This window comes from Oscillatoria nigro-viridis PCC 7112 (assembly GCF_000317475.1).
Taxonomy (GTDB): domain Bacteria; phylum Cyanobacteriota; class Cyanobacteriia; order Cyanobacteriales; family Microcoleaceae; genus Microcoleus; species Microcoleus nigroviridis.
In genome coordinates this window covers 5,636,219-5,657,252 of record NC_019729.1, presented here as the reverse complement: position 1 = coordinate 5,657,252, position 21,034 = coordinate 5,636,219, and the positions used below count along the sequence as shown (strand labels likewise).

The 21,034-nt window shown below is 46.6% G+C and carries 19 protein-coding genes and 1 tRNA gene; 5 read left to right on the top strand and 15 right to left on the bottom strand.

The features are described 5' to 3' along the window. Positions 1 to 21 precede the first annotated feature (21 nt). The 5 genes from OSC7112_RS23505 to trmD all read right to left on the bottom strand — a co-directional run bounded on the left by OSC7112_RS23505 (position 22) and on the right by trmD (position 4,545). Positions 22 to 1,785: an ABC transporter substrate-binding protein gene (locus tag OSC7112_RS23505; protein WP_015178246.1), complete on the bottom strand. Its 1,764-nt coding sequence runs from the start codon at positions 1,783 to 1,785 to the stop codon at positions 22 to 24. Between the two features lie 40 nt (positions 1,786 to 1,825). Then, positions 1,826 to 2,431 (bottom strand): PIN domain-containing protein, encoded by a 606-nt coding sequence (locus tag OSC7112_RS23500; protein ID WP_223300680.1) that lies wholly within the window; start codon positions 2,429 to 2,431, stop codon positions 1,826 to 1,828. After that, positions 2,406 to 2,924 (bottom strand): hypothetical protein, encoded by a 519-nt coding sequence (locus OSC7112_RS23495; protein WP_015178244.1) that lies wholly within the window; start codon positions 2,922 to 2,924, stop codon positions 2,406 to 2,408. The genes OSC7112_RS23500 and OSC7112_RS23495 overlap by 26 nt, the downstream gene beginning before the upstream one ends. A 62-nt stretch (positions 2,925 to 2,986) precedes the next feature. Beyond that, positions 2,987 to 3,466 (bottom strand): 2-C-methyl-D-erythritol 2,4-cyclodiphosphate synthase, encoded by a 480-nt coding sequence (ispF, locus tag OSC7112_RS23490; RefSeq protein ID WP_015178243.1) that lies wholly within the window; start codon positions 3,464 to 3,466, stop codon positions 2,987 to 2,989. A 383-nt stretch (positions 3,467 to 3,849) separates the two neighbouring features. Continuing rightward, on the bottom strand, positions 3,850 to 4,545 hold the full coding sequence (gene trmD / locus OSC7112_RS23485; RefSeq protein ID WP_015178242.1) for a tRNA (guanosine(37)-N1)-methyltransferase TrmD: 696 nt from the start codon (positions 4,543 to 4,545) through the stop codon (positions 3,850 to 3,852). 107 nt (positions 4,546 to 4,652) lie between these two features. Here trmD and OSC7112_RS40110 point away from each other — a divergent pair, with 107 nt between their 5' ends. From OSC7112_RS40110 to cphA, 3 genes are all read left to right on the top strand, one after another. Then, a complete protein-coding gene (locus tag OSC7112_RS40110; protein WP_190274259.1) occupies positions 4,653 to 4,811 on the top strand; it encodes a hypothetical protein in 159 nt (52 codons plus the stop codon). Between the two features lie 65 nt (positions 4,812 to 4,876). Beyond that, entirely contained in the window at positions 4,877 to 5,770 is an 894-nt protein-coding gene (locus OSC7112_RS23480; RefSeq protein WP_015178241.1) for a cyanophycinase, read from the top strand. Between the two features lie 338 nt (positions 5,771 to 6,108). Next, positions 6,109 to 8,829, top strand: a complete 2,721-nt coding sequence (cphA, locus tag OSC7112_RS23475) for a cyanophycin synthetase (protein WP_015178240.1) — start codon at positions 6,109 to 6,111, stop codon at positions 8,827 to 8,829. Positions 8,830 to 8,962: 133 nt separating this feature from the next. On the opposite strand, the gene OSC7112_RS23470 is transcribed toward cphA, so the two are convergent. From OSC7112_RS23470 to psbA, 4 genes are all read right to left on the bottom strand, one after another. Then, positions 8,963 to 10,189 carry a DNA adenine methylase gene (locus OSC7112_RS23470; protein WP_015178239.1) on the bottom strand — a complete coding sequence of 409 codons (1,227 nt, stop codon included), beginning with the start codon at positions 10,187 to 10,189 and terminating at the stop codon, positions 8,963 to 8,965. Continuing rightward, the gene (locus tag OSC7112_RS23465; RefSeq protein ID WP_223300679.1) at positions 10,189 to 10,884 is read right to left on the bottom strand and encodes a hypothetical protein; all 696 of its coding nucleotides are present in this window, start codon (positions 10,882 to 10,884) and stop codon (positions 10,189 to 10,191) included. Before OSC7112_RS23465 ends, OSC7112_RS23470 begins: the two co-directional genes overlap by 1 nt. 163 nt (positions 10,885 to 11,047) lie before the next feature. Next, entirely contained in the window at positions 11,048 to 12,316 is a 1,269-nt protein-coding gene (locus tag OSC7112_RS23460) for a bifunctional cobalt-precorrin-7 (C(5))-methyltransferase/cobalt-precorrin-6B (C(15))-methyltransferase (RefSeq protein ID WP_015178237.1), read from the bottom strand. A gap of 514 nt (positions 12,317 to 12,830) precedes the next feature. Beyond that, positions 12,831 to 13,913: a photosystem II reaction center subunit D1 gene (gene psbA, locus OSC7112_RS23450; protein ID WP_015178236.1), complete on the bottom strand. Its 1,083-nt coding sequence runs from the start codon at positions 13,911 to 13,913 to the stop codon at positions 12,831 to 12,833. 362 nt (positions 13,914 to 14,275) lie between these two features. On the opposite strand from psbA, the gene cofG reads away from it, so the two are divergent. After that, positions 14,276 to 15,235, top strand: a complete 960-nt coding sequence (gene cofG / locus OSC7112_RS23445; protein WP_015178235.1) for a 7,8-didemethyl-8-hydroxy-5-deazariboflavin synthase subunit CofG — start codon at positions 14,276 to 14,278, stop codon at positions 15,233 to 15,235. A gap of 182 nt (positions 15,236 to 15,417) precedes the next feature. On the opposite strand, the gene OSC7112_RS23440 is transcribed toward cofG, so the two are convergent. The 3 genes from OSC7112_RS23440 to cpdA form a co-directional block, all read right to left on the bottom strand. Continuing rightward, positions 15,418 to 16,194 carry an SDR family oxidoreductase gene (locus tag OSC7112_RS23440; protein WP_015178234.1) on the bottom strand — a complete coding sequence of 259 codons (777 nt, stop codon included), beginning with the start codon at positions 16,192 to 16,194 and terminating at the stop codon, positions 15,418 to 15,420. Positions 16,195 to 16,396: 202 nt separating this feature from the next. Then, positions 16,397 to 17,875 (bottom strand): alpha-amylase, encoded by a 1,479-nt coding sequence (locus tag OSC7112_RS23435; RefSeq protein ID WP_015178233.1) that lies wholly within the window; start codon positions 17,873 to 17,875, stop codon positions 16,397 to 16,399. Between the two features lie 194 nt (positions 17,876 to 18,069). Then, positions 18,070 to 18,951, bottom strand: coding sequence for a 3',5'-cyclic-AMP phosphodiesterase (gene cpdA, locus OSC7112_RS23430; RefSeq protein WP_223300678.1), 882 nt, complete (start codon positions 18,949 to 18,951; stop codon positions 18,070 to 18,072). A gap of 74 nt (positions 18,952 to 19,025) precedes the next feature. Here cpdA and OSC7112_RS23425 point away from each other — a divergent pair. After that, positions 19,026 to 19,096: transfer RNA gene (locus OSC7112_RS23425), tRNA-Cys, on the top strand. Positions 19,097 to 19,225: 129 nt separating this feature from the next. On the opposite strand, the gene OSC7112_RS23420 is transcribed toward OSC7112_RS23425, so the two are convergent. The 3 genes from OSC7112_RS23420 to OSC7112_RS23410 form a co-directional block, all read right to left on the bottom strand. Beyond that, on the bottom strand, positions 19,226 to 19,837 hold the full coding sequence (locus tag OSC7112_RS23420) for a type II toxin-antitoxin system PemK/MazF family toxin (protein ID WP_041623395.1): 612 nt from the start codon (positions 19,835 to 19,837) through the stop codon (positions 19,226 to 19,228). 4 nt (positions 19,838 to 19,841) lie between these two features. Further along, complete coding sequence (locus tag OSC7112_RS23415) at positions 19,842 to 20,384, bottom strand: type II toxin-antitoxin system antitoxin SocA domain-containing protein (protein WP_223300677.1); 543 nt, start codon at positions 20,382 to 20,384, stop codon at positions 19,842 to 19,844. Positions 20,385 to 20,513: 129 nt separating this feature from the next. Next, positions 20,514 to 20,984: a DUF4079 domain-containing protein gene (locus OSC7112_RS23410; protein ID WP_015178229.1), complete on the bottom strand. Its 471-nt coding sequence runs from the start codon at positions 20,982 to 20,984 to the stop codon at positions 20,514 to 20,516. Positions 20,985 to 21,034: the final 50 nt, after the last annotated feature.

Here is a 21,034-nt window from a genome sequence, read left to right as displayed (position 1 = left end):
CTAAAATCTAAAATCGACTGACTATTCTGTTATTTTCAACTCGTACAAATTCCAGAAAGCACCGCCGAGGGCACTGTAGCGAATTCCCGAAACGCGATCGCGCACCGCCTCAAAAGTCAGCGGATTTACCATATAGATAAACGGCACTTGTTCCGCTATAATCCGCTGCGTCTCCCCATAAATTTCCTTGCGCTTCGCCTCATCAAGCTCCTGGGAAGCTTTCACGTAAAGGTCATCTATTTTCTGCTCCCAGTCGTCAACTTTCCAACCCTTAATCGGCGGTTCTCCGGCTTGCGGCCCCTGGTTGAAACTGTGCAAAGTCCCGTTAACAGACCAAATATTGTAGCCGCTGTGCGGTTCAGTACCTCCCGTAAAACCGCCGAGGTAAGTATCCCAATTCCGCGTCAATCGCAGCTTTTCCACATAAGTGTTAAAACTCAGGAACTGCGTATCAATTTGCATCCCCAGTTTGCCCAAATCTTGTTTAATTTGCGTTCCCATTTGTTCTCGAACTTTTTTACCCGCAGCCATCAACAAAGTAAATCGGACTTTGTTGCCCTCCGCATCCAATAATTGACCCTCACTATTATATTTGAAACCTGCACTTAACAGCAACTCTTTGGCTTTTTGCCGATCGTAACTGTAAGTTTTCAATCCCTGTTCTGGGGACAGGTAGAACGGGCTTTGGGGCGGAATTGGGGAATGCAGCGGCGCGCCCAGTCCGCGATAAATATTGTTAGTCATGGCGGATCGGTTGATGCCGTAGGCGATCGCCTGCCGAAATTCCTTACTCGCGAACCAGCGAGACTTAACCGGGTCTACAAACGGCTGATTTTGAGCATTGCGCCCCTTATTCAGATTGAAACACATAAACACGCTGCCAGTATCCGGCCCGCCGTTAAAGACCGTATATTTGCCGCGTTTTTCCTCCCGTTTCAGCAGGGGAAACACTTCCGGCTCCACGGTTAGAGTATCCAAATCGCCCGAGCGAAAATTCAGCATTTGATTGTCAGTATTTTCGATAATTTGCCAAACAATTTGCTGGATGTAAGGTTGAGGATTTCCCTCAGCATCTTTGCGCCAAAAATACGGATTTCGTTCCAAAACCACGCGCTGATTGGGAGTGTAGCTCAGCATTCGGTACTGACCGTTGCCGACAATTTTTTTAGGGTCGGTATCCGTGCCCCAAGTAGCCAGGAATTTAGGCTTGCCGTCTGCATCTGTATTTTCGGCAGCTTCCTGTAAAATATGAGCTGGCAAAATCGGGATTCCCCCAGCATATCTAATAAAAGGAGCAAAGGGTTCGGCAACGGAAAATTCAACGCGGCGGCTGTCAATTTTTTTAACTTTTGGGAATTGGCGACTCATCCCAACCCTCAGAGTATCTTTCAAACCGCTAGGAATTTTGTCATTGAAATAAATCTTTTCATAGCTGAAGATAATGTCATCCGCAGTCATCGGTTCGCCGTCGGACCATTTCAAACCCTCTCGCAAGGTAAAGACAATCTTTTTGCCATCTTTAGAAACTTCCCAGGACTCGGCTAAACCGGGTTCTAGCTTCGATGTCAAGCCGTTTTCGTTGATCAATCCATCGTACATATAGCCAAAAACGCTGTATGCAGATTGATTTAGCGGGTAGTTAAAGGTGGCCGGGCCGCTGGGGGTGGGAACGATGAGTCTGTTTGCTAAGTTAGTCGATCGCACCGGAGTGCACGCAGACAGAGTTACGGTAGCAATTGCAGCCAGTACAATCGCCAGCCAGCGCAGTTTTGAATGTACCATCATAGAAATTTTCATAATTTTTTAGTTTACCACCTGCGTGCAACTATGACTGAGATTGTAACCAACCGAGAAAGTCTTCAGTGCGCGAAAAATACTTGGTTATCCCTACTTCCCGCAAAGCATCTTGAACTTTGGGCAGACCAAATTCTTTGGTATTATTGATCAAAAATACCTTGACTTCATGAGGATGTAAGTGTGCGTGATTCAAGATGCAGTGCAGAATCAAATTGTCTGTAGGGTCTTCTTCAATAAAAATTGAATTCAAACTTGCTTGAAGTATGCCTGCTGTTAAGGAAATCATTTCTATCTTTGTGGCCGACAAATCAAGAGCTGTAAAAAGACGTGCATTAATATCATTTATCAGAGCCTCGTTTTCATTGAGTGATTGCTCTAAGTGGAAGACAAGAGACTGGGCAGAGGGGGAAGTTTTATCTCGCTTTAGCTGACTAATTTGTTTTTCCATTTCATCTAAAAAACGGTTGCGTCGCTTGATTTCGTCTTCTAAAGCCGAAAGTGATTCCATGCAGCAAATACTTGGTATGGCTATGCTGACTGATGTCGGTACACTCACCAACAAGTTGTTAGCGTCAGGGTCGCGTCCCGTAGCAATGCTCATCAGAAAGTTAGTCTCGATATATAAAATTGCCACCAATTTCTACCCCTGATTTTGTCGTTCCACCTGCTAGCAGTGGCAGCAAGCCGATTTTTGCTATCTGTTCTGACGCGGTTGGAATCTCAGACTTCCAATTATAAGCTAAGTCGCGCAGCCATGCTTCAACCAGTCTAGTTAGGTATCGCTTAAATATCCGTTTGTTGCCAAATTCAGGCTCATAATAGCGAAGTATCTCAGCAGTGTTTAGAGAACAAACAGGTTCAGATAAATTTACTCCGTCCCATTTGAAAATCAGCATCTGTTCGGTGTCAACAAACATCGCATAGGGAATGATGGTGCCTTGCTCGGACATTTTCGCTAACGCAGCTTTCATCCAAGATATCATGTAGTCAGCAATCCTCTGCTTGGCTCCCTTTTCTTGAGCTTGAATAATTTTGACTTCGATTAGCACGACTACCCGATCGTTCTTATCCAATGCGATAATATCGGCGTCTACGGGTAACTCTAAATCCAAGGTTTCAGTTTGCATGGTTTCAGCCTTCCTAGGGTATAAGTTTAAGTAAATTCAACTTCTACTATCAAACCCGAGCTTTATTTTTTGCCCAGCAAAACTACAGCGTAAGCCGCGATTCCTTCTTCTCTCCCCACGGGCCCTAACTTTTCGTTTGTAGTAGCTTTGATGCCGATTTGGTCGGGTTTTAATTGTAGGACAGTAGAAAGCCGATCGCGCATTTGCTCAATATGCGGTTTCAGCTTTGGACGTTCGGCCACCACCACCGAATCAATATTGCCGATTTCCCAGCCTTTATCTAATATTAACTGATTGACTTGTGCCAGCAATACGAGACTATCAGCACCTTTCCATTTCGGGTCAGTTGGAGGGAAATACAGCCCGATATCTCCTAAGCTGAGAGCTCCGAGCATCGCGTCCATGATAGCGTGGGTAAGTACGTCGGCGTCGCTGTGTCCGAGTAAGCCTAATTCGTGGGGAATGTGGACGCCGCCGAGGATGAGGGGGCGTTCTGGAACTAAGCAGTGAATGTCGTAGCCGTTGCCGATGCGGATGTTCATGTAAAATTTCGGTTTTGGAAGTATATCGAAAGACAATTATTTCATATTTGTGCGGATATAATTGAATTTATTTTTTAATGCCGCTCCGAGTGTTAAAGATTTTTTTTTGCTGATTTCCTAGCCGTTATGGCAATCCTAAAGTTACTGGAGGGAGGAGAGAAAGGTTAATGCTGGAAACGCTAGAAAATTATCGGCGACTTCTCGATCGCTCTTTTGAACTCAAAAGCTTACAAAGGCGAATCCAAAATTTATTAGGACCTTAAATATACGGGACTTACACATCAAGACCAAAGAAACCGGGTTTTTTACCAAATCTCTGGACTGCAACGAAGTATTACCCCAAAAAACCCGGTTTCTGACCGCTCGTGCGATCGCCCTTTCTCCTATTCTGCCTTCTCCTGCAACCAAAGCTCGTACAAATCCAGCCGGCGCGATCGAGTTCTTTCAATTTGCTGTTCCCTGCGCCAGCGAGCAATTTCTGCGTGATTACCAGACAGCAGCACGTCGGGCACCTTCAATCCCCGAAAATCCGCCGGTCGAGTGTACTGCGGATAATCCAAAAGTCCGTCCTCAAAACTCTCAAACTTCAGCGAATCTTCCTTCGCTACAGTTCCCCGCAGCAATCGCAAAACCCCATTAATCAAAGCCAAAGCCGGAATTTCGCCCCCCGTGAGCACAAAATCCCCCAAAGATACCTCGCGAGTTACCAAATGCAGGACTCGATCGTCCACACCTTCATAATGACCGCAAATCAACACCAACTGATCGCGCGCGGCCGCCAACTCCCGAAACATCGCCTGCTGCATCGGTTCCCCCTGGGGAGTCAGCAAAATCACCTCCCGCCTCGGCAAAACTGGCAGCGACTCCACGGCAGCAAAAATCGGTTCCGGCTTCATCAGCATTCCCACTCCGCCCCCGTAAGGCTCATCATCGACTCGCTGGTGCTTGTCTGTGGTAAAATCGCGGGGATTGACAAAATTCACCTCGGCAATATTTTTAGCTAAGGCTTTGCCCATCAGTCCCGACTCCAGGGGAGCCCGGAAAAATTCTGGAAATAAGGTAACTACGTCAAAGCGCACAATTATTGGAATTTATTGATACATCACCTCTAGTTTGACCCTTAGGGGGAGTTCAGTTTTCAGTAATTGCTTTATTCTTTATAATTTCTTATAATTTCTGAGAATTTTTGCAAGTTAAATTCTCTTCCTTTGTCGGCGGGCCCGTTTTGTACAACAATCATCAGTTTTTCATGACAGCGACTGCAAGCAAACTCGCCGCCAAACAACTGCGGGAGCGCGCGATCGGCGATCGCACCTCGCTCGCACCAACAAATATTTATTCTTAAAAAGCCCTATTCTACGCACAGCCACGGCAAAATTGAATTTCACATCCAACAGAGGAAGACAAACCATGCAGCAGTTGACATCTCAAGCCCTTGAACACAACATTCCCCAGCGCACAAAAACCTCGATTATGGTCATCGGGGGAGCCGAAGACAAAGTTCACGGGCGAGAGATTTTGAACACCTTTTTTTGCCGTGCTGGGGGTGCAAACGCTCGGCTGGCGATCGTTCCGTGCGCCTCGCGAGATCCCGAAGGAATTAGCAACCGCTACCGCACCATATTTGACGAAATGGGCGTTAGCGCCGTCAAAGTAGTGGACATCCGCGAACGCGAACAAGGCGAAAACCCCGTCTGGAAAGATTACTTAGAAGACTGTACGGGCGTATTCATCACAGGCGGCGACCAACTGCGGCTCTGCGGGCTGCTGGCGGACACCCCGCTGATGGAGAAAATTCGCAAAGAAACTCTCGAAGGCAAGATTACCCTCGCCGGTACCAGCGCGGGTGCTGCGGTGATGGGATATCACATGATTGCAGGCGGGGGGAGTGGGGCGTCACCGAACCGCTCTTTAGTAGACATGGCAAACGGACTTAACATTATCCCTGAGATCATCGTAGACCAGCATTTTCACAACCGCAACCGCATGGCTCGCTTGCTGTCGGCTGTGGCTTGCCATCCCGATCGCATCGCTATTGGTATTGACGAAGACACCTGCGCCTTGTTTGAGGGAGACGATACTATGAAAATTCTCGGTAAAGGCACTGTGACTATTGTTGATTCTAGGGAAAATTTTTATACCAATGAGTCTATGGTAGGAGCGACAGAACCCTTAAGTCTGTTCAATATGCGCTTGCACGTTCTGTGTCACGGAGATTGCTACAATATGCCCCTAGGCAAACCAATGCCATCAGGAGCTTGTTCCGAGTCTGGCTGGCCCCCGGAATGCCGCACAGCCAACTAACGTAGAACATCTCTTGTCATTGATTCGGCAGAAATTAGGCGGCATTCCGGCCGAATCATGGATACAACAATACAATAGATTCCGAAGCAGCCACGGGCTGACCCCAGAAGGCCGAACGACAGAAAATGCTAGCTTCGGGCTTTGAGTTTTTGCTAGCAATTGACCTGTACTTGTTTTGAGCCGCTCGCAGGGGCACAAATTTTCAATTGGGTAGCCCATAACTGGAAATTCACTCCCAAACTGTTCGCAGCGAACAGTCGATCGAGCAATCTAGATCGAAATTGAATAAATGCTCCTATTATCTATAAGATTTCGCGCCCCATACCCCTCTAACTGCCATGAAAATACTTAAAATCCAGACCTTACGCGGCCCCAACTACTGGAGCATCCGACGGCATAAACTCGTCCTGATGCGTCTGGATTTAGAGGAGTGGGCAGATAAAACCACATCGGAAATTCCTGGCTTCTACGAAGGGTTGATCGCCGCACTTCCGAGTTTGAACGAGCATCACTGTTCTCCAGGCCATCAGGGAGGATTCCTGCAACGGGTCAGAGAAGGCACAATGATGGGACACGTAATCGAACACGTCGCCCTAGAACTTCAGGAAATGGCAGGAATGCCGGTCGGGTTCGGCCGCACCCGCGAGACTGCGACCCCAGGCATTTACCAAGTAGTAATCGAGTATCAAAACGAACAAGCAGGTCGCTATGCAGCCCGGGCGGGCGTGCGGATGTGCCAAAGCATTGCCGAGACAGGCACTTATGCCGCAGCAGAATTAGTCCAAGATTTGAGAGACCTGAGAGAGTTTGCTGCTTCGGCGGCCCTGGGGCCGAGCACGGAAACACTGATTAAGGAAGCAGAAGCGCGCGGCATTCCTTGGATGCCTTTGAGCGCTAGGTTTATGATTCAACTCGGCTACGGGGTTCACCAAAAGCGGATTCAGGCAACTCTGAGCAACCGCACGGGAGTTTTGGGGGTAGAACTTGCCTGCGACAAGGAAGGTACCAAAAATATCCTCGCCAGCGCCGGCGTGCCGGTTCCGAGAGGGACGGTGATTCATTATTTGGATGAACTGCAAGGGGCGATCGAAGATGTCGGCGGTTATCCGATCGTCCTCAAACCCCTAGACGGCAACCACGGCCGCGGCATTACGATCGACATCAATTCCTGGGAAGCAGCAGAAGAAGCCTACGATTTAGCCAGCGCGGCATCAAAAACAAAAAGCGTGATAGTTGAGCGCTATTACGTCGGCCGCGACCACAGAGTATTGGTAGTCAACGGGCAAGTCATAGCAGTCGCAGAACGAGTCCCCGCTAACGTCGTGGGTAACGGCAGGTCTACAGTAGAACAGCTTATTGAAGAAGTAAACCGCGACCCGCAGCGAGGAGACGGACACGACAACGTGCTCACTCGGATCACGATCGACAAATTGTCCCTGGATTTGCTGCAAAAACAAGGATACGCGATGGATTCGGTAGTACCCGCCGGCGAAAGAGTATTTTTGCGCGCGACAGCAAACTTGAGTACCGGTGGAATTGCAGTCGATCGCACCGACGAAATCCACCCTGAAAACGTCTGGCTGTTTTCCAGAGTCGCCAAAATTATCGGTTTGGACATCGCCGGCATTGACGTAGTAACTCCCGACATCTCCCAACCCCTGCGCGATGTCAGCGGCGTCATCGTCGAAGTCAACGCAGCACCGGGTTTCAGAATGCACGTCGCCCCGAGTCAAGGTTTACCCCGCAACGTGGCCGGCGCCGTCTTCGATATGCTTTTCCCCTCGCCTCAACCCAGCCGGGTGCCGATTTTAGCGGTAACGGGAACCAACGGCAAAACTACAACCACTCGCCTGCTTGCCCACATTGTCAAGCAGACCGGTCAGATTACTGGCTACACGACTACCGACGGCACTTACATCGGCGATTATTTGGTAGAAAGCGGAGATAATACCGGGCCGCAGAGTGCTCAATTGATTTTGTCTGACCCGACGGTAGAAGTGGCGGTGCTGGAAACGGCTAGAGGCGGAATTTTGCGATCGGGCCTCGGCTTCGATCAGTGCGATGTCGGCGTCGTCTTGAACGTCGCGGCCGATCACTTGGGAATTGGCGACATCGACACCGTGGAACAACTTGCCAAACTCAAGAGCGTCCTCGTCGAGTCGGTAATGCCCAAAGGCTATGCAGTGTTAAATGCAGACGACCCGCTCGTATCACAAATGGCGCAGCGTGTCAAGGCTCAAATTGCATATTTTTCGATGAACCCGGACAACGAACTGGTTGCCAGACATACCGCTGCGGGCGGGCTGGCAGCGATTTACGAAAATGGGTATTTGTCCATCTTGAAAGGCGATTGGACGCTGAGAATTGAGCAGGCTGTGAACGTGCCGCTGACGATGGGCGGGCGCGCGCCGTTTATGATTGCCAATGCTTTAGCAGCTTGTTTGGCGGCTTTTGCCCAAGGAGTGAAAATAGAAGATATTCGATCGGCTTTGTCAAGCTTCCAAGCATCGGTGGGTCAAACTCCCGGACGGATGAATTTGTTTAAATTGGGCAGCTATCACGCTTTGCTCGACTACGCCCACAACCCCCACAGCTACAAAGCTTTGGGCAGTTTCGTGCTGAATTGGCCGGGACTGCGGATCGGGGTTGTCGGCGCCCCCGGAGACCGGCGAGATGAAGATTTTGTCACGCTGGGCAAACTTTCGGCCGAGATGTTCGATCGTATCATTGTGAAGGAAGATAGCGATCGGCGCGGGCGAGAACCCGGTGTTGTGGCAAAGTTAATTTGCCAGGGAATTGCAGAGGCAATTTCTGCAGGAACCGCAAACACATCTAAAGTTGAATACGAGTTGATTCTCGACGAAACAACAGCCGTTAACAAAGCTTTAGACGAGGCTCCGGCCGGCAGTTTGGTAGTGATTTTACCTGAAGGTGTCAACAAAGCTTTGACTTTAATTGAAGCCCGGAAACCGATTAAGGAATCTGTGGCAATGCAAAATGGTTCAGATCCATCGAAATCACAGGAAAGTTTAAAACCGACTGTTGTGAATCAAGGCTAAAGCCTGAATTTAAATTAAATTGATAGGTTGGGTTTACTTGTGTTAAACCCAACCTATTTTTGTTTAAATTAATACTATTTTTTCGGATTTTTTTTAGCATTGAACAAACGATAGACAAATTTATCAGCTGACATCAACGTACTGACCAAGTTGCGGAAATACAATATTCATACAATGCTTTGTTAGAGTTCCGTTTCCTAATAATTTCAGAGTGAATATTTGAGTATCCAAGAAGGCGCATAGATTCTGAAAGTAACGCCTCTGTAGCAACCATATTGCCAAAAAAGGTTGAATTGCCAACAATGTAGTGTAGTTCCGCATCGTCTGCCAAAATAGTTCTAAGAGAACTCAAATGTAAGTGCATATCATGAAAGTATTTTAGGACGTAAGTTGCCAAAAGAGGTGCATTTTTCCCACCAGACATTCTTATCTTTTCTACTGTTGAGAATATTTGCTTCGGTAAGCTTTTTTCCTGTATTTGCCAGGAGTTGAGACGGCTAGTTGCAATGCCCCATGTTCCACCAATCGCTAACCAATCCATCTCACCTGCTTCTTTTGCTTCGTTTAAAAACTTTGTCCAGTACATATATGGACGAAGTTCACGAATATAGCTGATCCGATTTGGGTAAGGTGGGGAAGTTATCACTTTATCGACTTTAATATTACCTAAACCAGCTATGTTACGAGCATCTACTTTCAACACCTTAGCAGTACCAATAATAGTATTCTTAGCAGAGTTCGATATAAATTTTATGATATCAAAAAAAAGCTCTTCTATGCCTTCAATTTTATGATAAATGACTGTGTCATTAAATGACATGGAAATATGATTAAAAGCTGCTGATGAAGTTTCAATTATTAAACGACAGAACGCAATCCAAACGATATCATAACCCTCATTATCTTCAGGTTCTCCGAATTGGTTTACTAAAGCGATTCGCAATGAGGCAAGAAGTTTTAGCGTGTAACTAGACCACCAACGTTCAATGTTAAATATTTTTGGTGTCCAATTGTCTTGAGATATTAAACTTCTATATTCCTCTAAAGCTAGTTGTACCTTTTTAAAAACATCTATTAAGCAGTCTTCATCATAGTTTCTGTATTTAGCGTTCCCAAGCCAAATAAGAAACGGGTTGATATCAAAGGCGAATGCTTGGTTTCCTTGTTGAGCAGCAACAAGTCCTGTTGTAGCTGTACCAGAGAAAGGGTCAAGAATAATTGACTCTCTCTCGACAAAAGCCAAAAGCTTTTGCACAAGTTTCACGCCATAAGCCGGAGTAAGTCTAAGCCACCCATGCCGCCCAAGATTGCGATTAGCTTTGAAAGTATAGTCAGATCTTTGGTAAATAGTAGATGACATCAGTCTGCACTTAGTAAAACTGCCAATGTGGTGTAAATTTCGCTTTTGATTGCCTCAGAATTTCGGCGAAAAAAATCTGCCAAATCATAGCCTAAAATTTCCTGGGAAAAAACAAACAGCGAAATTTGATTGCTGCCCGATGTTGTGCCAATCAGGATTCCTCCACAGCTGTTTCGATAGCGTAGTACTAAATCGACATCAATCTGAGAAGAAAAAATTGCAAAGACTGGCAGGTAGCCGTTTGCCCAAGCAACAGCAATATTATCTATGTCAGCATTTTGTCTCTTGCTGTCTTTACTTTTGTATCCTTGCCGAACTTCAAATACGGCTCCCTTTGCTGGGGCAGGAACCTTAAGAAAACTGCTGTAGTCCGCTATCCACTGAATAACTCTTCCTCTAACCTCAAGATTTTGAATTTCGCTCAGTTCTAGCCGAGCATCCAACGACAAAGTTTTGTCCTTGTCGTTTTTGGTCTTCGCAACGTAAGACCACATGGCATATTTGGGATCTTCGTATCCTGCTCGATCTATTATTATTTGTCTGAATAAATTTTCACAACCTTTCCCAATTTGTCGATAAACCGAGGTCATGCCACCAGCGGCTTTGTGAGCAGCGTACATCAAATCTGAATCAAGACCAATCCATGAGTAAAAAGGATCGGCTCCGTAGATTGATAAGAACCGTGCCAGATCCAATCCTTCCTCTCTATTGCCTAGCCCGAATTTGGGCTTGTACCGTCTGCAAAGTTTTACGGGGTCTAGGAATCTTTTGAGGTATAGGTTCTCTTCAGTCACGATTACTTTGCAATTACTGGATAATATCTTTATGTTTGATATTATACTACTTTTCTCACCGTTTTTACCTTTTAACTACCGCCCACTGAGTTACCGGTGCCAGCGGCTTCCAACCCTGAAAAGAACCGATCGCCCCTACTCGCTGAATCCCAATTCTAATTAGTTCCCCGCCATAACGATCGTGCCACTGCAACACTTTAAGTTCGCTCTCAATAGTCACTGCATTAACAACTAATCGGCCGCTTTCACCTAAAGCATTCCAGCAAGTTTCCAGCACAGATTCTCCGGTGACACCGCCGCCGATGAAAATAGCATCCGGTTGCGGCAAATTTGTCAGGGCTTCCGGCGCTTCTCCCGCAACGATTTCGAGTTCGGGAACGCCAAAAATAGACGCATTTTCGGCGATGTATTGCAGCCGAGTTGGGTGGCGTTCGATCGCGATCGCCCTGCACCGAGGATGACTCCGCATCCATTCGATCGCGATCGAGCCGCAGCCCGCCCCCACATCCCAAAGCAACTCTCCCGGAACCGGTGCTAACGCTGACAGAGTAACGGCTCTAACCTCCCGCTTGGTAAGTTGTCCGTCGTGGCGATAAGCAGCATCCGGCAAACCGGCAGTTCGGGGGAGGATAAGAGTTTGTCGATCGGCTGCAACTGCGATCGCGATCGCGTTCAAATCCGCCAAATCCGCTGCATTCCAGGCTGCTGCTACCCCCTCGCTCCGCCGTTCCGATTCCGACCCCATCCGCTCGAACACAGTCATCAAACTGCTGCCAAACCCCTGCTGCGTCAACAATTGTGCCACCTTTGCTGGCGTATGTCTGTCAGCGCTCAACACCAGCAAGCGCGCGCCGGGGGACAAAGCAAGGGCGATCGATGCGATCGGGCGATTTGTCAAACTGAAAGTCTCAACTTGGGCCAGCGGCCAACCCAAACGGGCGCAAGCAAGACTAAAAGCCGATGCTGCGGGAATCACAGTCATTTCGGAAATAGGAATCTGGCGCGACAGCGTGACGCCGATGCCGTGACACATCGGATCGCCGCTTGCGAGCACGCACACAGACTGTCCCCGGCGGCGGATGATTTCATCGACTGTTGTCTGCAAAGGCGATGCCCAAACCAATTGTTCGCGGGTGTCGTCGGTTGGTAGCATTGCTAGGTGACGGGCGCCGCCGACAACGACTTGAGATCGAGAGAGTAGAGAACGGGCGATCGCACTCAATCCCGAAAGTCCATCTTCGCCAATCCCCACCACCGAAAGCCATTTGTGCATTGAATCCTTACCGCTAATCTCGTTTCCGGCTGCATCGGAATCATCAAACTCGATAGTCATCACTCATTAGTTATTAGTTATTAGTTATTAATCGGTAATCATATGATTACCGCTAGAAAAACCCGAATAAAATTGGTTTATAGTGAGGACTTCAGTTCTCATAAAACTCGCTCGGACTGAAGTCCTCACTACAAAATTTATAACTCACATCTTGCATCCTTCTCGCTCGCACCGGCTGTCGGGCCTGTTCCACAAAAACTCAATTTTCTTGTGGGGAGTAGAGGTTGGGCAGGAGAACCCGCCCGTGAAAGGCTTATTAACAATGGTGCAAAAAGCCAGTTATAACGCTTATTTTACCGAACTAGATATGTGAATAATATCGTTTCCGGTTGCATCGGAATGATCGAGTCAAGGTCGCGCAATTCTACATTCCCCCACGGACGACTCCCCACTCCCAACTCACCATCCCGAACGGTGTTACCGGAATTGATATAAAGCCTAAAAAAACCTTTTTTCCCAAAACAAAAAGCGCCCCTATTTCTAGGAGCGCTTTTTGCTAATCAAAAGCTAAAACTTAGCCGTTGATAGAAGGAGCAACCAAAGCTACAGGAGTGGTTTCAGCAGCAGCCAAGTCGAGCGGGAAGTTGTGAGCGTTGCGCTCGTGCATTACTTCCATACCCAAGTTAGCGCGGTTGATGACATCAGCCCAAGTATTGATGACGCGACCTTGAGAGTCGATAATCGATTGGTTGAAGTTGAAACCGTTCAAGTTGAACGCCATCGTGGAGATACCCAAAGCGGTAAACCAGATGCCGACTACTGGCCATGCACCTAACAAGAAGTGCAAGGAACGGCTGTTGTTGAAGGAAGCGTATTGGAAAATCAAACGACCGAAGTAGCCGTGGGCTGCGACGATGTTGTAGGTTTCTTCTTCTTGACCGAATTTGTAACCGTAGTTTTGCGATTCGGTTTCGGTTGTTTCGCGAACCAAGCTAGAGGTAACTAAAGAACCGTGCATGGCGGAGAACAAGCTACCACCGAAGACACCGGCAACTCCCAACATGTGGAAGGGGTGCATCAGGATGTTGTGCTCGGCTTGGAACACGATCATGAAGTTGAATGTACCGGAGATACCCAAGGGCATACCGTCAGAGAAGGAGCCTTGTCCGATCGGGTAGATCAAGAATACTGCGGTGGCTGCTGCTACTGGTGCAGAGTAAGCATCGCAGATCCAAGGGCGCATTCCCAAGCGGTAGGACAGTTCCCATTCGCGACCCATGTAGCAAAATACACCGATCAGGAAGTGGAAGATTACCAATTGGTAAGGGCCGCCGTTGTACAGCCACTCATCGAGGGAAGCTGCTTCCCAGATGGGGTAGAAGTGCAAGCCGATGGCGTTGGATGAGGGGACAACTGCACCTGTGATGATGTTGTTGCCGTACATTAAGGAACCTGCTACTGGTTCGCGGATGCCGTCGATGTCCACTGGAGGAGCAGCGATGAAGGCGATGACGTAGCAGATGGTGGCGCTGAGCAGGGTGGGAATCATCAAGACTCCGAACCAACCTACATAAATGCGGTTGTCGGTTGATGTTACCCACTCACAAAAGCGTTCCCAGACGTTGGCGCTTTCGCGCTGCTGTAAGGTCGTTGTCATTTGTTTATGATTGCTTTATTTGGTTTTCAATGTTCGTGACGGCTTTGTGTTCCGCCATGTAAATAAACATAAAGCTTTTATTTCAGTTTGTAAAGGGGTTTTAAGCACAGTTTTTGTTATGAATGCCATAAGCAGCGCTGATAATAAGCCAGAAGGCTTGCTGTATGGGGTTTTAAAAAGCAGAGTGCGGATTTTTTGGACGATCGCCCACAAATGAAGAATACTCATAATCTACCTGGGCAACGAGATTGCGTACTTGCGTCAGTGTTAAGATAAATGAAGGGTTGCGATCGCCAACCACAAAACTCGCAATGCACAGATATATGCTGTTGCGTAAGTCCGATCGATAAAAGTCCCAAGGAATGTCCCGCACTGTCACCTACAGCCCTGCTTATACTCTGGTTCCCACTTACGAGTGTTTTAACCGCTGCACCTATTGCAATTTTCGGGCAGAACCGCTGCAAAGTCCTTGGCTAACACTCGCAGAAGCCGAAAAACAGCTTTTGCTGCTGCAAACTCAAGGTGTAATTGAAATTCTCATCCTCAGCGGCGAGGTACACCCTCACAGTCAACGGCGAAAAGCTTGGTTGCAGCGGATTTACGACTTGTGCGAACTGGCACTTGCTATGGGATTTTTGCCGCATACTAATGTGGGGCCGCTCAGCTTTGAGGAGATGGCACTGTTAAAAGAGGTGAATGTATCGATGGGGCTGATGCTAGAACAGCTTGCCCCACATTTGTTACAAACTGTTCACAGGCACGCACCGAGTAAAGTGCCGGCGCTGCGGCTGCAACAGTTAGAATGGGCTGGGGAATTAAAGATTCCGTTTACAACAGGTTTGCTGCTGGGAATTGGGGAAAGTGAGGCAGATTGGATTGAGACATTAGAGGCGATCGCCCGCATTCATTCGCCCTGCAATCACATTCAAGAAGTTATCCTGCAGCCACACAGTCCGGGAAATCAGCAAATTTGGGACGGTGAAGTTTTTGATGCTACAAAAATGCCCGAAGTAATTGCGATCGCCCGCAGCATTTTACCTCCTGAAATTGCCCTACAAATTCCCCCCAATTTAGTTGCACAGCCAGACATATTACTTGCTTGTTTAGAAGCAGGTGCGACAGATTTAGGCGGAATTGGGCCGCGGGATGAAGTTAATCCCGATTATCCTCACCTGCAACACCAAACTTTAACAGAAATTTTAGCTGCAGCGGGATGGCAACTCGTGCAGCGTTTGCCAGTTTATCCTCAGTACGATAAGTGGCTGCCGCAGACCTTGCAAACTGCTGTAAAACAATGGAGAGTTAAGCTGAGGCGCATCTAAATTTTACAGTTAAGTTTGATAAAATTATTGTGGGGTGGGCGTCTCGCCCGCCCGAAAAATATAACGCAAGATGGGGAACAGCTTAGTCATTAGACATTCTTATTTCTTAGTCCGCGCAGGCGGACTTCGTTTGACAAGAAGCGGTTTCAACCGCCGAGTGATAAAAATAAACTATTGAGATTTTAAATCAAAGAACCGCCACCATCAATCCAGACTTCAGTACCTGTGGTAAAGCTGGAGGCATCTGATACCAGAAATAACACTGATTGGGCGATTTCTTCGCTAGAACCGGCGGTATTATCAGTCAAAGGAATCATGTCTTGAATGGAATCAGGCGAGACTGGAATGCGATCGAGATTTCGCTTAGTGGTACTTTCGTCAATCGCAGTCAGCACCCCACCCGGACAGATAACATTGACTCTGATTTGGCTGGCAGCAAGTTCTAGCGCTATCATTTTTGCAAAGGCTACTTGGGCTGCTTTAGTACAAGCGTAGGCGGTGGCGCCAACTTTCCTGAAACTTCTGGTGCCATTAATTGATGATGTAATGACAATCGAACCTCCTTGTTTTTTCAGATGAGGAACAGCATACTTAACAGTCAAAAATGTTCCTCTGAGGTTGGTGTTAATTGTCCGATCCCATTCATCCGGTTCTATATCCTCTATCGGCGACCATACACCGTTAATACCCGCATTTGCAAACACAATATCAATTCTTTGATATTCGTCAACAATTGTTTGAAATGCCTGTTGCATTTGCTGACAATCCGCTACATCTGCGGCAATAGCCAGCCCGCAGCCTCCTTCACTGACCAATTGGCGGACGGTTTCTTGCCCTGTTTCTAAAATGCGATCGACAATAGCAACTTTTGCGCCTTCCCTGGCCATTAAAATTGCTGCTGCACGACCAATTCCCGACCCACCGCCGGTAATAACGGCAACTTTTTCTGAAAGTTTCATATTTTTTTATTTAAATAATGATTTTGCGCGATCGCATAGCCTAAAAATAATACTAGAAAGAGGACTAAAATCCTCACTACAAAAAATTTTCCTTCATCAAAATCGTGAAAGAAAAAAGTGGTTTAATATACTGATTATAGCGGTAAGGTGCGGAGTACGCACCCTACTTTAGGCAGAGAAGTAAATCAATTTAACACAGTCCTTACGGCTGCGGAACCCAGACAGAAACTGAACCGGCGTTACACCGAAAATCAGCCCAACCATCGTCATTAGTTGTGATTGGTTCTTTGATGTGTTCGGTGATGTCAATATAAGTTCGATTCGGTTGTCCGACTTCCATAAACTTGGTGCCATCGTCTCCGTTACTGAGTACCACAGCCATGCCGCCCGGATGTTCTTCATTTCCGAGTCGCGTCCAGCCAATAGTGTTGGCGTGGTCGAAGTAATCGTACTGATTGCCGTAGGAATAAGTTTGGCGCGCTAACAAGAATTTATCAAGCATAAATTGATGCTTGTCTAACCAAATCTCGTATTCGTTGCCATCGTTTCCTGTATCCTTATAGTTAGCGCCGTAATAGTCCGGGTAAAAAATGCACGGATATCCTTCGCTTCGCAGCAAGATTAAAGCGTAGGCAAGGGGTTTAAACCAAGCTTCGACAACTGATTCTAGGGATTGCAAGGGTTGTGAATCGTGGTTGTCAACCAAAGTAACAGCGAGGGTTGGTTGGTCTTTAACCAGGGTGTTATCAAAAATTGTTCGCAAGTCGTAGCTGTTGCCCGCCTTGCTAGCAGCGTGGAAGTTGTAGTGGAGAGGTGCGTCAAATAAGGTGACTTTACCATCGGTTGCTGTAATGAAGCTGTGCAAAGCTTCCACTTCGTAAGACCAATATTCGCCTACGGCAAATAGGTCGCGTTGGGCATAGTGGCGAACGTGTTCCAACCATTCTTGGAAAAATTCTGCTTTTACGTGTTTGACGGCATCGAAGCGAAAGCCGTCAACGTTTGTTGTATCGACATACCACTCACCCCAGTATTTTAATTCCCCGGTGACTTCTGGGTTGTCCATATCTAAGTCGCAACCCATGAGGTAGTCAAAGTTGCCTTTTTCTAAGTCTACCCCTCGATCGAATTCTTTGCCTTTGAGCAGGTAAATAGCATGGGTTTCTGTGTTGTAAACGTTGTAATCAATGGCGTCAAAATGCCACCAATGCCATTCCATGCTGGAATATTTTTTGTTGCGGCCGGGAAAGGTAAAATGCGTCCAAGCTTTGATTTTTTGATATTCCCCTACGGTGTCATTCCGGTTGTCGGGATTGAAGGGTGTGGCTTCCGCTTCTTCTTCTCCATCGGCACCTAATTTGTGGTTGAATACAACATCGGCATAAATCCGAATTCCAGCATCTTGTGCAGCTTTAATCGCGGCCAAATACTCATCTTTTGTGCCGTATTTCGTGCGTACCGACCCTTTTTGGTCGAATTCACCTAAATCGAATAAGTCGTAGACGCCATAGCCGACATCCATACCGCCGCCGGTTCCTTTATAAGCGGGTGGCAACCAAAGAGATGTAACGCCAATTTTTGCTAAATCTTTTGCAGATTCGGCTAGCTGATTCCACAGGGTGCCGTCGTCGGGATTGTACCAGTGAAAATACTGCATCATGACGCCATTGACTTCAGACATATATTTAGTTTTTCCTGTTTGGTAAATTGTAAAGTTGCTAGATATTTATTTTTTGTTCGTTGCCGATCACTCTAGCTATGCCTGCAATTTATGATTAATAAATATCATAAAAGATGGGATTGCTAAAAGAAATCTATCTGTTGATGTATTGACAACAGAATGTAAATTTGATATATAATTTTTTAAGAAAAAAATTAATCTGGTGGCGATGGTACGACAACTCGCTCAACTCTGGTTTTCCAAGTACCGTCGATCGCCAATTCAAGCAATCTAAATCCTGGAGGGATTTCGTCAAGGATAATCGGATGACTTTTCGGTAAAAGTTGGATGCAGGTGCTGGGTGTCCCCAAGTAGGTAACTGAGCCCCGCTGTTGTTGAAATTCTTGGTGAATGTGGCCGCAAAGAATGATTTTGATTTGAGTATATCGATCGACAATTGCCAAAAATTCACCGGCATTCTGCAGCATCATTCCATCCATGATTTCACAGTCGATCGGCAAAGGATGATGGTGCAAGGCAATAATAACAGGTCGATCGCCGGTTTGTTGGAGTTGAGAGTCCAGCCAATGCAAGCTGTCTGGGGAAAGCCGCCCGCCGTCGCATCCGGCTTCCACACTTGAAAGCAACAGAAATTGCCAGTTTCCCAGCTTCCATGATTTTTCTGGGGAAAGGGGTGGCTGATTTAAGATTTCTGACATGACTGGGATGTTGTCGTGGTTCCCAGGTATCCAGTAGGCGGGAATTTGTAGGGGGGCGATGAGGGAGACGAGGCGCTGGTAGGATTCTGGTGTTTCGTCTTGGGACAAGTCGCCTGTGAGTAGGAGTAAGTCGGGCGGCGGCTGTATCTGTTGCAGGCGATCGAGAACTGCTTGGAGGGTGCGGGCTGTTGAGAGGCCTTTCCATTCTCGATCGAGCTCTGCAAACAAGTGAGTGTCGGTGATTTGGGCGACGAGTAGGGGAGAAACTGGTGTCATGGCTGGTGTTGCGGGCGATCGATGTAGTTCTAGAATAGCCTCGGATGGGTTTTGGGGGTGTGAGAAAAAAGGGCGATTCCCCACGGGATAGCTTCGCTTCACGAAATTTTTGACAGGTATGTTAAAATTTTCGAGATTTGGTGTACTATAAGAAAACGTCAAATTTCAGACGTAACGGCGGCATAGCCAAGTGGTAAGGCAGAGGTCTGCAAAACCTCCACCCCCAGTTCAAATCTGGGTGCCGCCTTTTTTAATTTTTGTTAGATGTGGCTAAGATGCCGTTTGGGCGATCGAGAAGGTTAACAGGATAGAGTGAGAGTGCTCCAGTCCACTGCAAAAACCTTCTTGACCTCTACGATCAATTACTACTCATTGACTACGATCGCAAATCGTCGATCAGTTTTTCTATAGCCATACTTTTTGTGGTTTCATCCGGTAGAAGATTAAAGACTTTCTGTAAAAGTTCTATAGACGCATTTTTAATAAACCAATCTTCACCCGGATTATCCCCAAGATTAAAAAAATACTTTAAACGTTCCTCTATAGCTTCCTTATCTGCTTTATCCAGTTGTCCAACTCGCTTAAGCCAATCCCCTTGCGAATCTTTAAAACAGTTAGCATCAACAGTACATATCTGATGCACTAGAGCGAAGGACTTATTAGAAAGACCATTTGTGCTTGTAGAATTAATTGGATATACAGTTGGCAAACCTTTAGAGGTTTCTTGTGAAGTCAATGGAATCAGCGTCAAAGTTTGGATGTATTTAGATTCATCTTGAAATTGGTCACTTGTCCAAACGATATAAGGATGCTCTCCCCGAAAAACCCGACTCGAATTAATCACCTGAGTGCAAGAAATTGTTTTGCACTCAATCTCCCCTGGTTCATTTATCTCATAAATATGATGATGACCGAGTTTGCAACGAAGAGATACTCTATAGGGATTGATAAAATAAATCCAACCTTGACGCGGTTTTTGTCCAGCCACTCGCTCACCCCAATTCACTCATTAACTTTTCTCTTTCTTTGGAGAGATTAAGTCTCACCTGTTCCTCTGGTTCGTGGCTATATTTAACCTCAAGCATGGGAGCAGTGCTATAGACATATTCTAGTAACTGATTCAGTTTATCCTCTCCTGCACCCGCCCATTCTCTCCTGATGTTGTCAAGCATGAGCTTCAGACCTAAAGGTAACTTTAAATCATCCACATTACCAGCTCTCTCACCAAGTCTGATGAATATACTTTCTCCCTGAGATTCTTGAACAATCTCTTTGCCATTCATTTGATTTAAAACAGCCTCTATGCCTTCATTCCAAGGCCCATAGTAATAATAACGCCAATCTAAATCAGTAAGCTGCTTGTCTGTCCATTTGACCGCATAAAGATCCGCTAAGTACAAAAACTTGATTAACTGCGTTTTTGTAATATAGCCTTTTGTTGCGTAGACAAAGTATTTGATCAGGTTCTCTAGCATGGCTTTCCTTCTTTTGATTTCAAAAAGCTCCCTAATTAATCTTATAATTTGTTCGCTCAATTTAACTTTATTCTATTATATCATCCAAAGGAAAGCTTAGCTATTAAACCACTAAAAAAATATCCCAATTTAATTGCTAATTACTAATCGCCCCAAAGCAATTAGCAATTAGCAAGGTTACTCAAATCATCACATTTTGCTGATAATTCTTTGCAGGATTTCCACGCCTGATACCGCTTGCCAGCCAAACAGCCCTAACAGCACAATATTCAGAAAGATGTGAGTGTTTCTGGCCAAATCATTGCCTTTTTGCATCAAAGGAGTCAGCGAGGCTGCGATCGCAATTATTGCCGTCATTCCCAACCCTGCTAGCAAGTGCGGGCCGACAAATAGCTTGCCGTTGTTGATGTAGGTGACGGCCATCCCGCCGATCGCCCCTGTTACCATCAACGCTAGCAGCAAAGAACCCATTTGGTGGTGCTTGATGTTGAATTTGCCCTTAATTAACTCTTTTTTGACTTCGCCTTCGGCGCTTCTGGTACGGCGGATTTGCAGGCCGAGATACAAAGCATAAAATGAGATGGCCAGCAGTACCCACATTAAAACTGGGTGGAAGAATTGGCTCCAAACTTTCACTGACTGAGGAATTTCGAGATTCATGGTGTTCTGAGGATTAGCAAACATACTTCATAAAACTTAGCATACCAGTC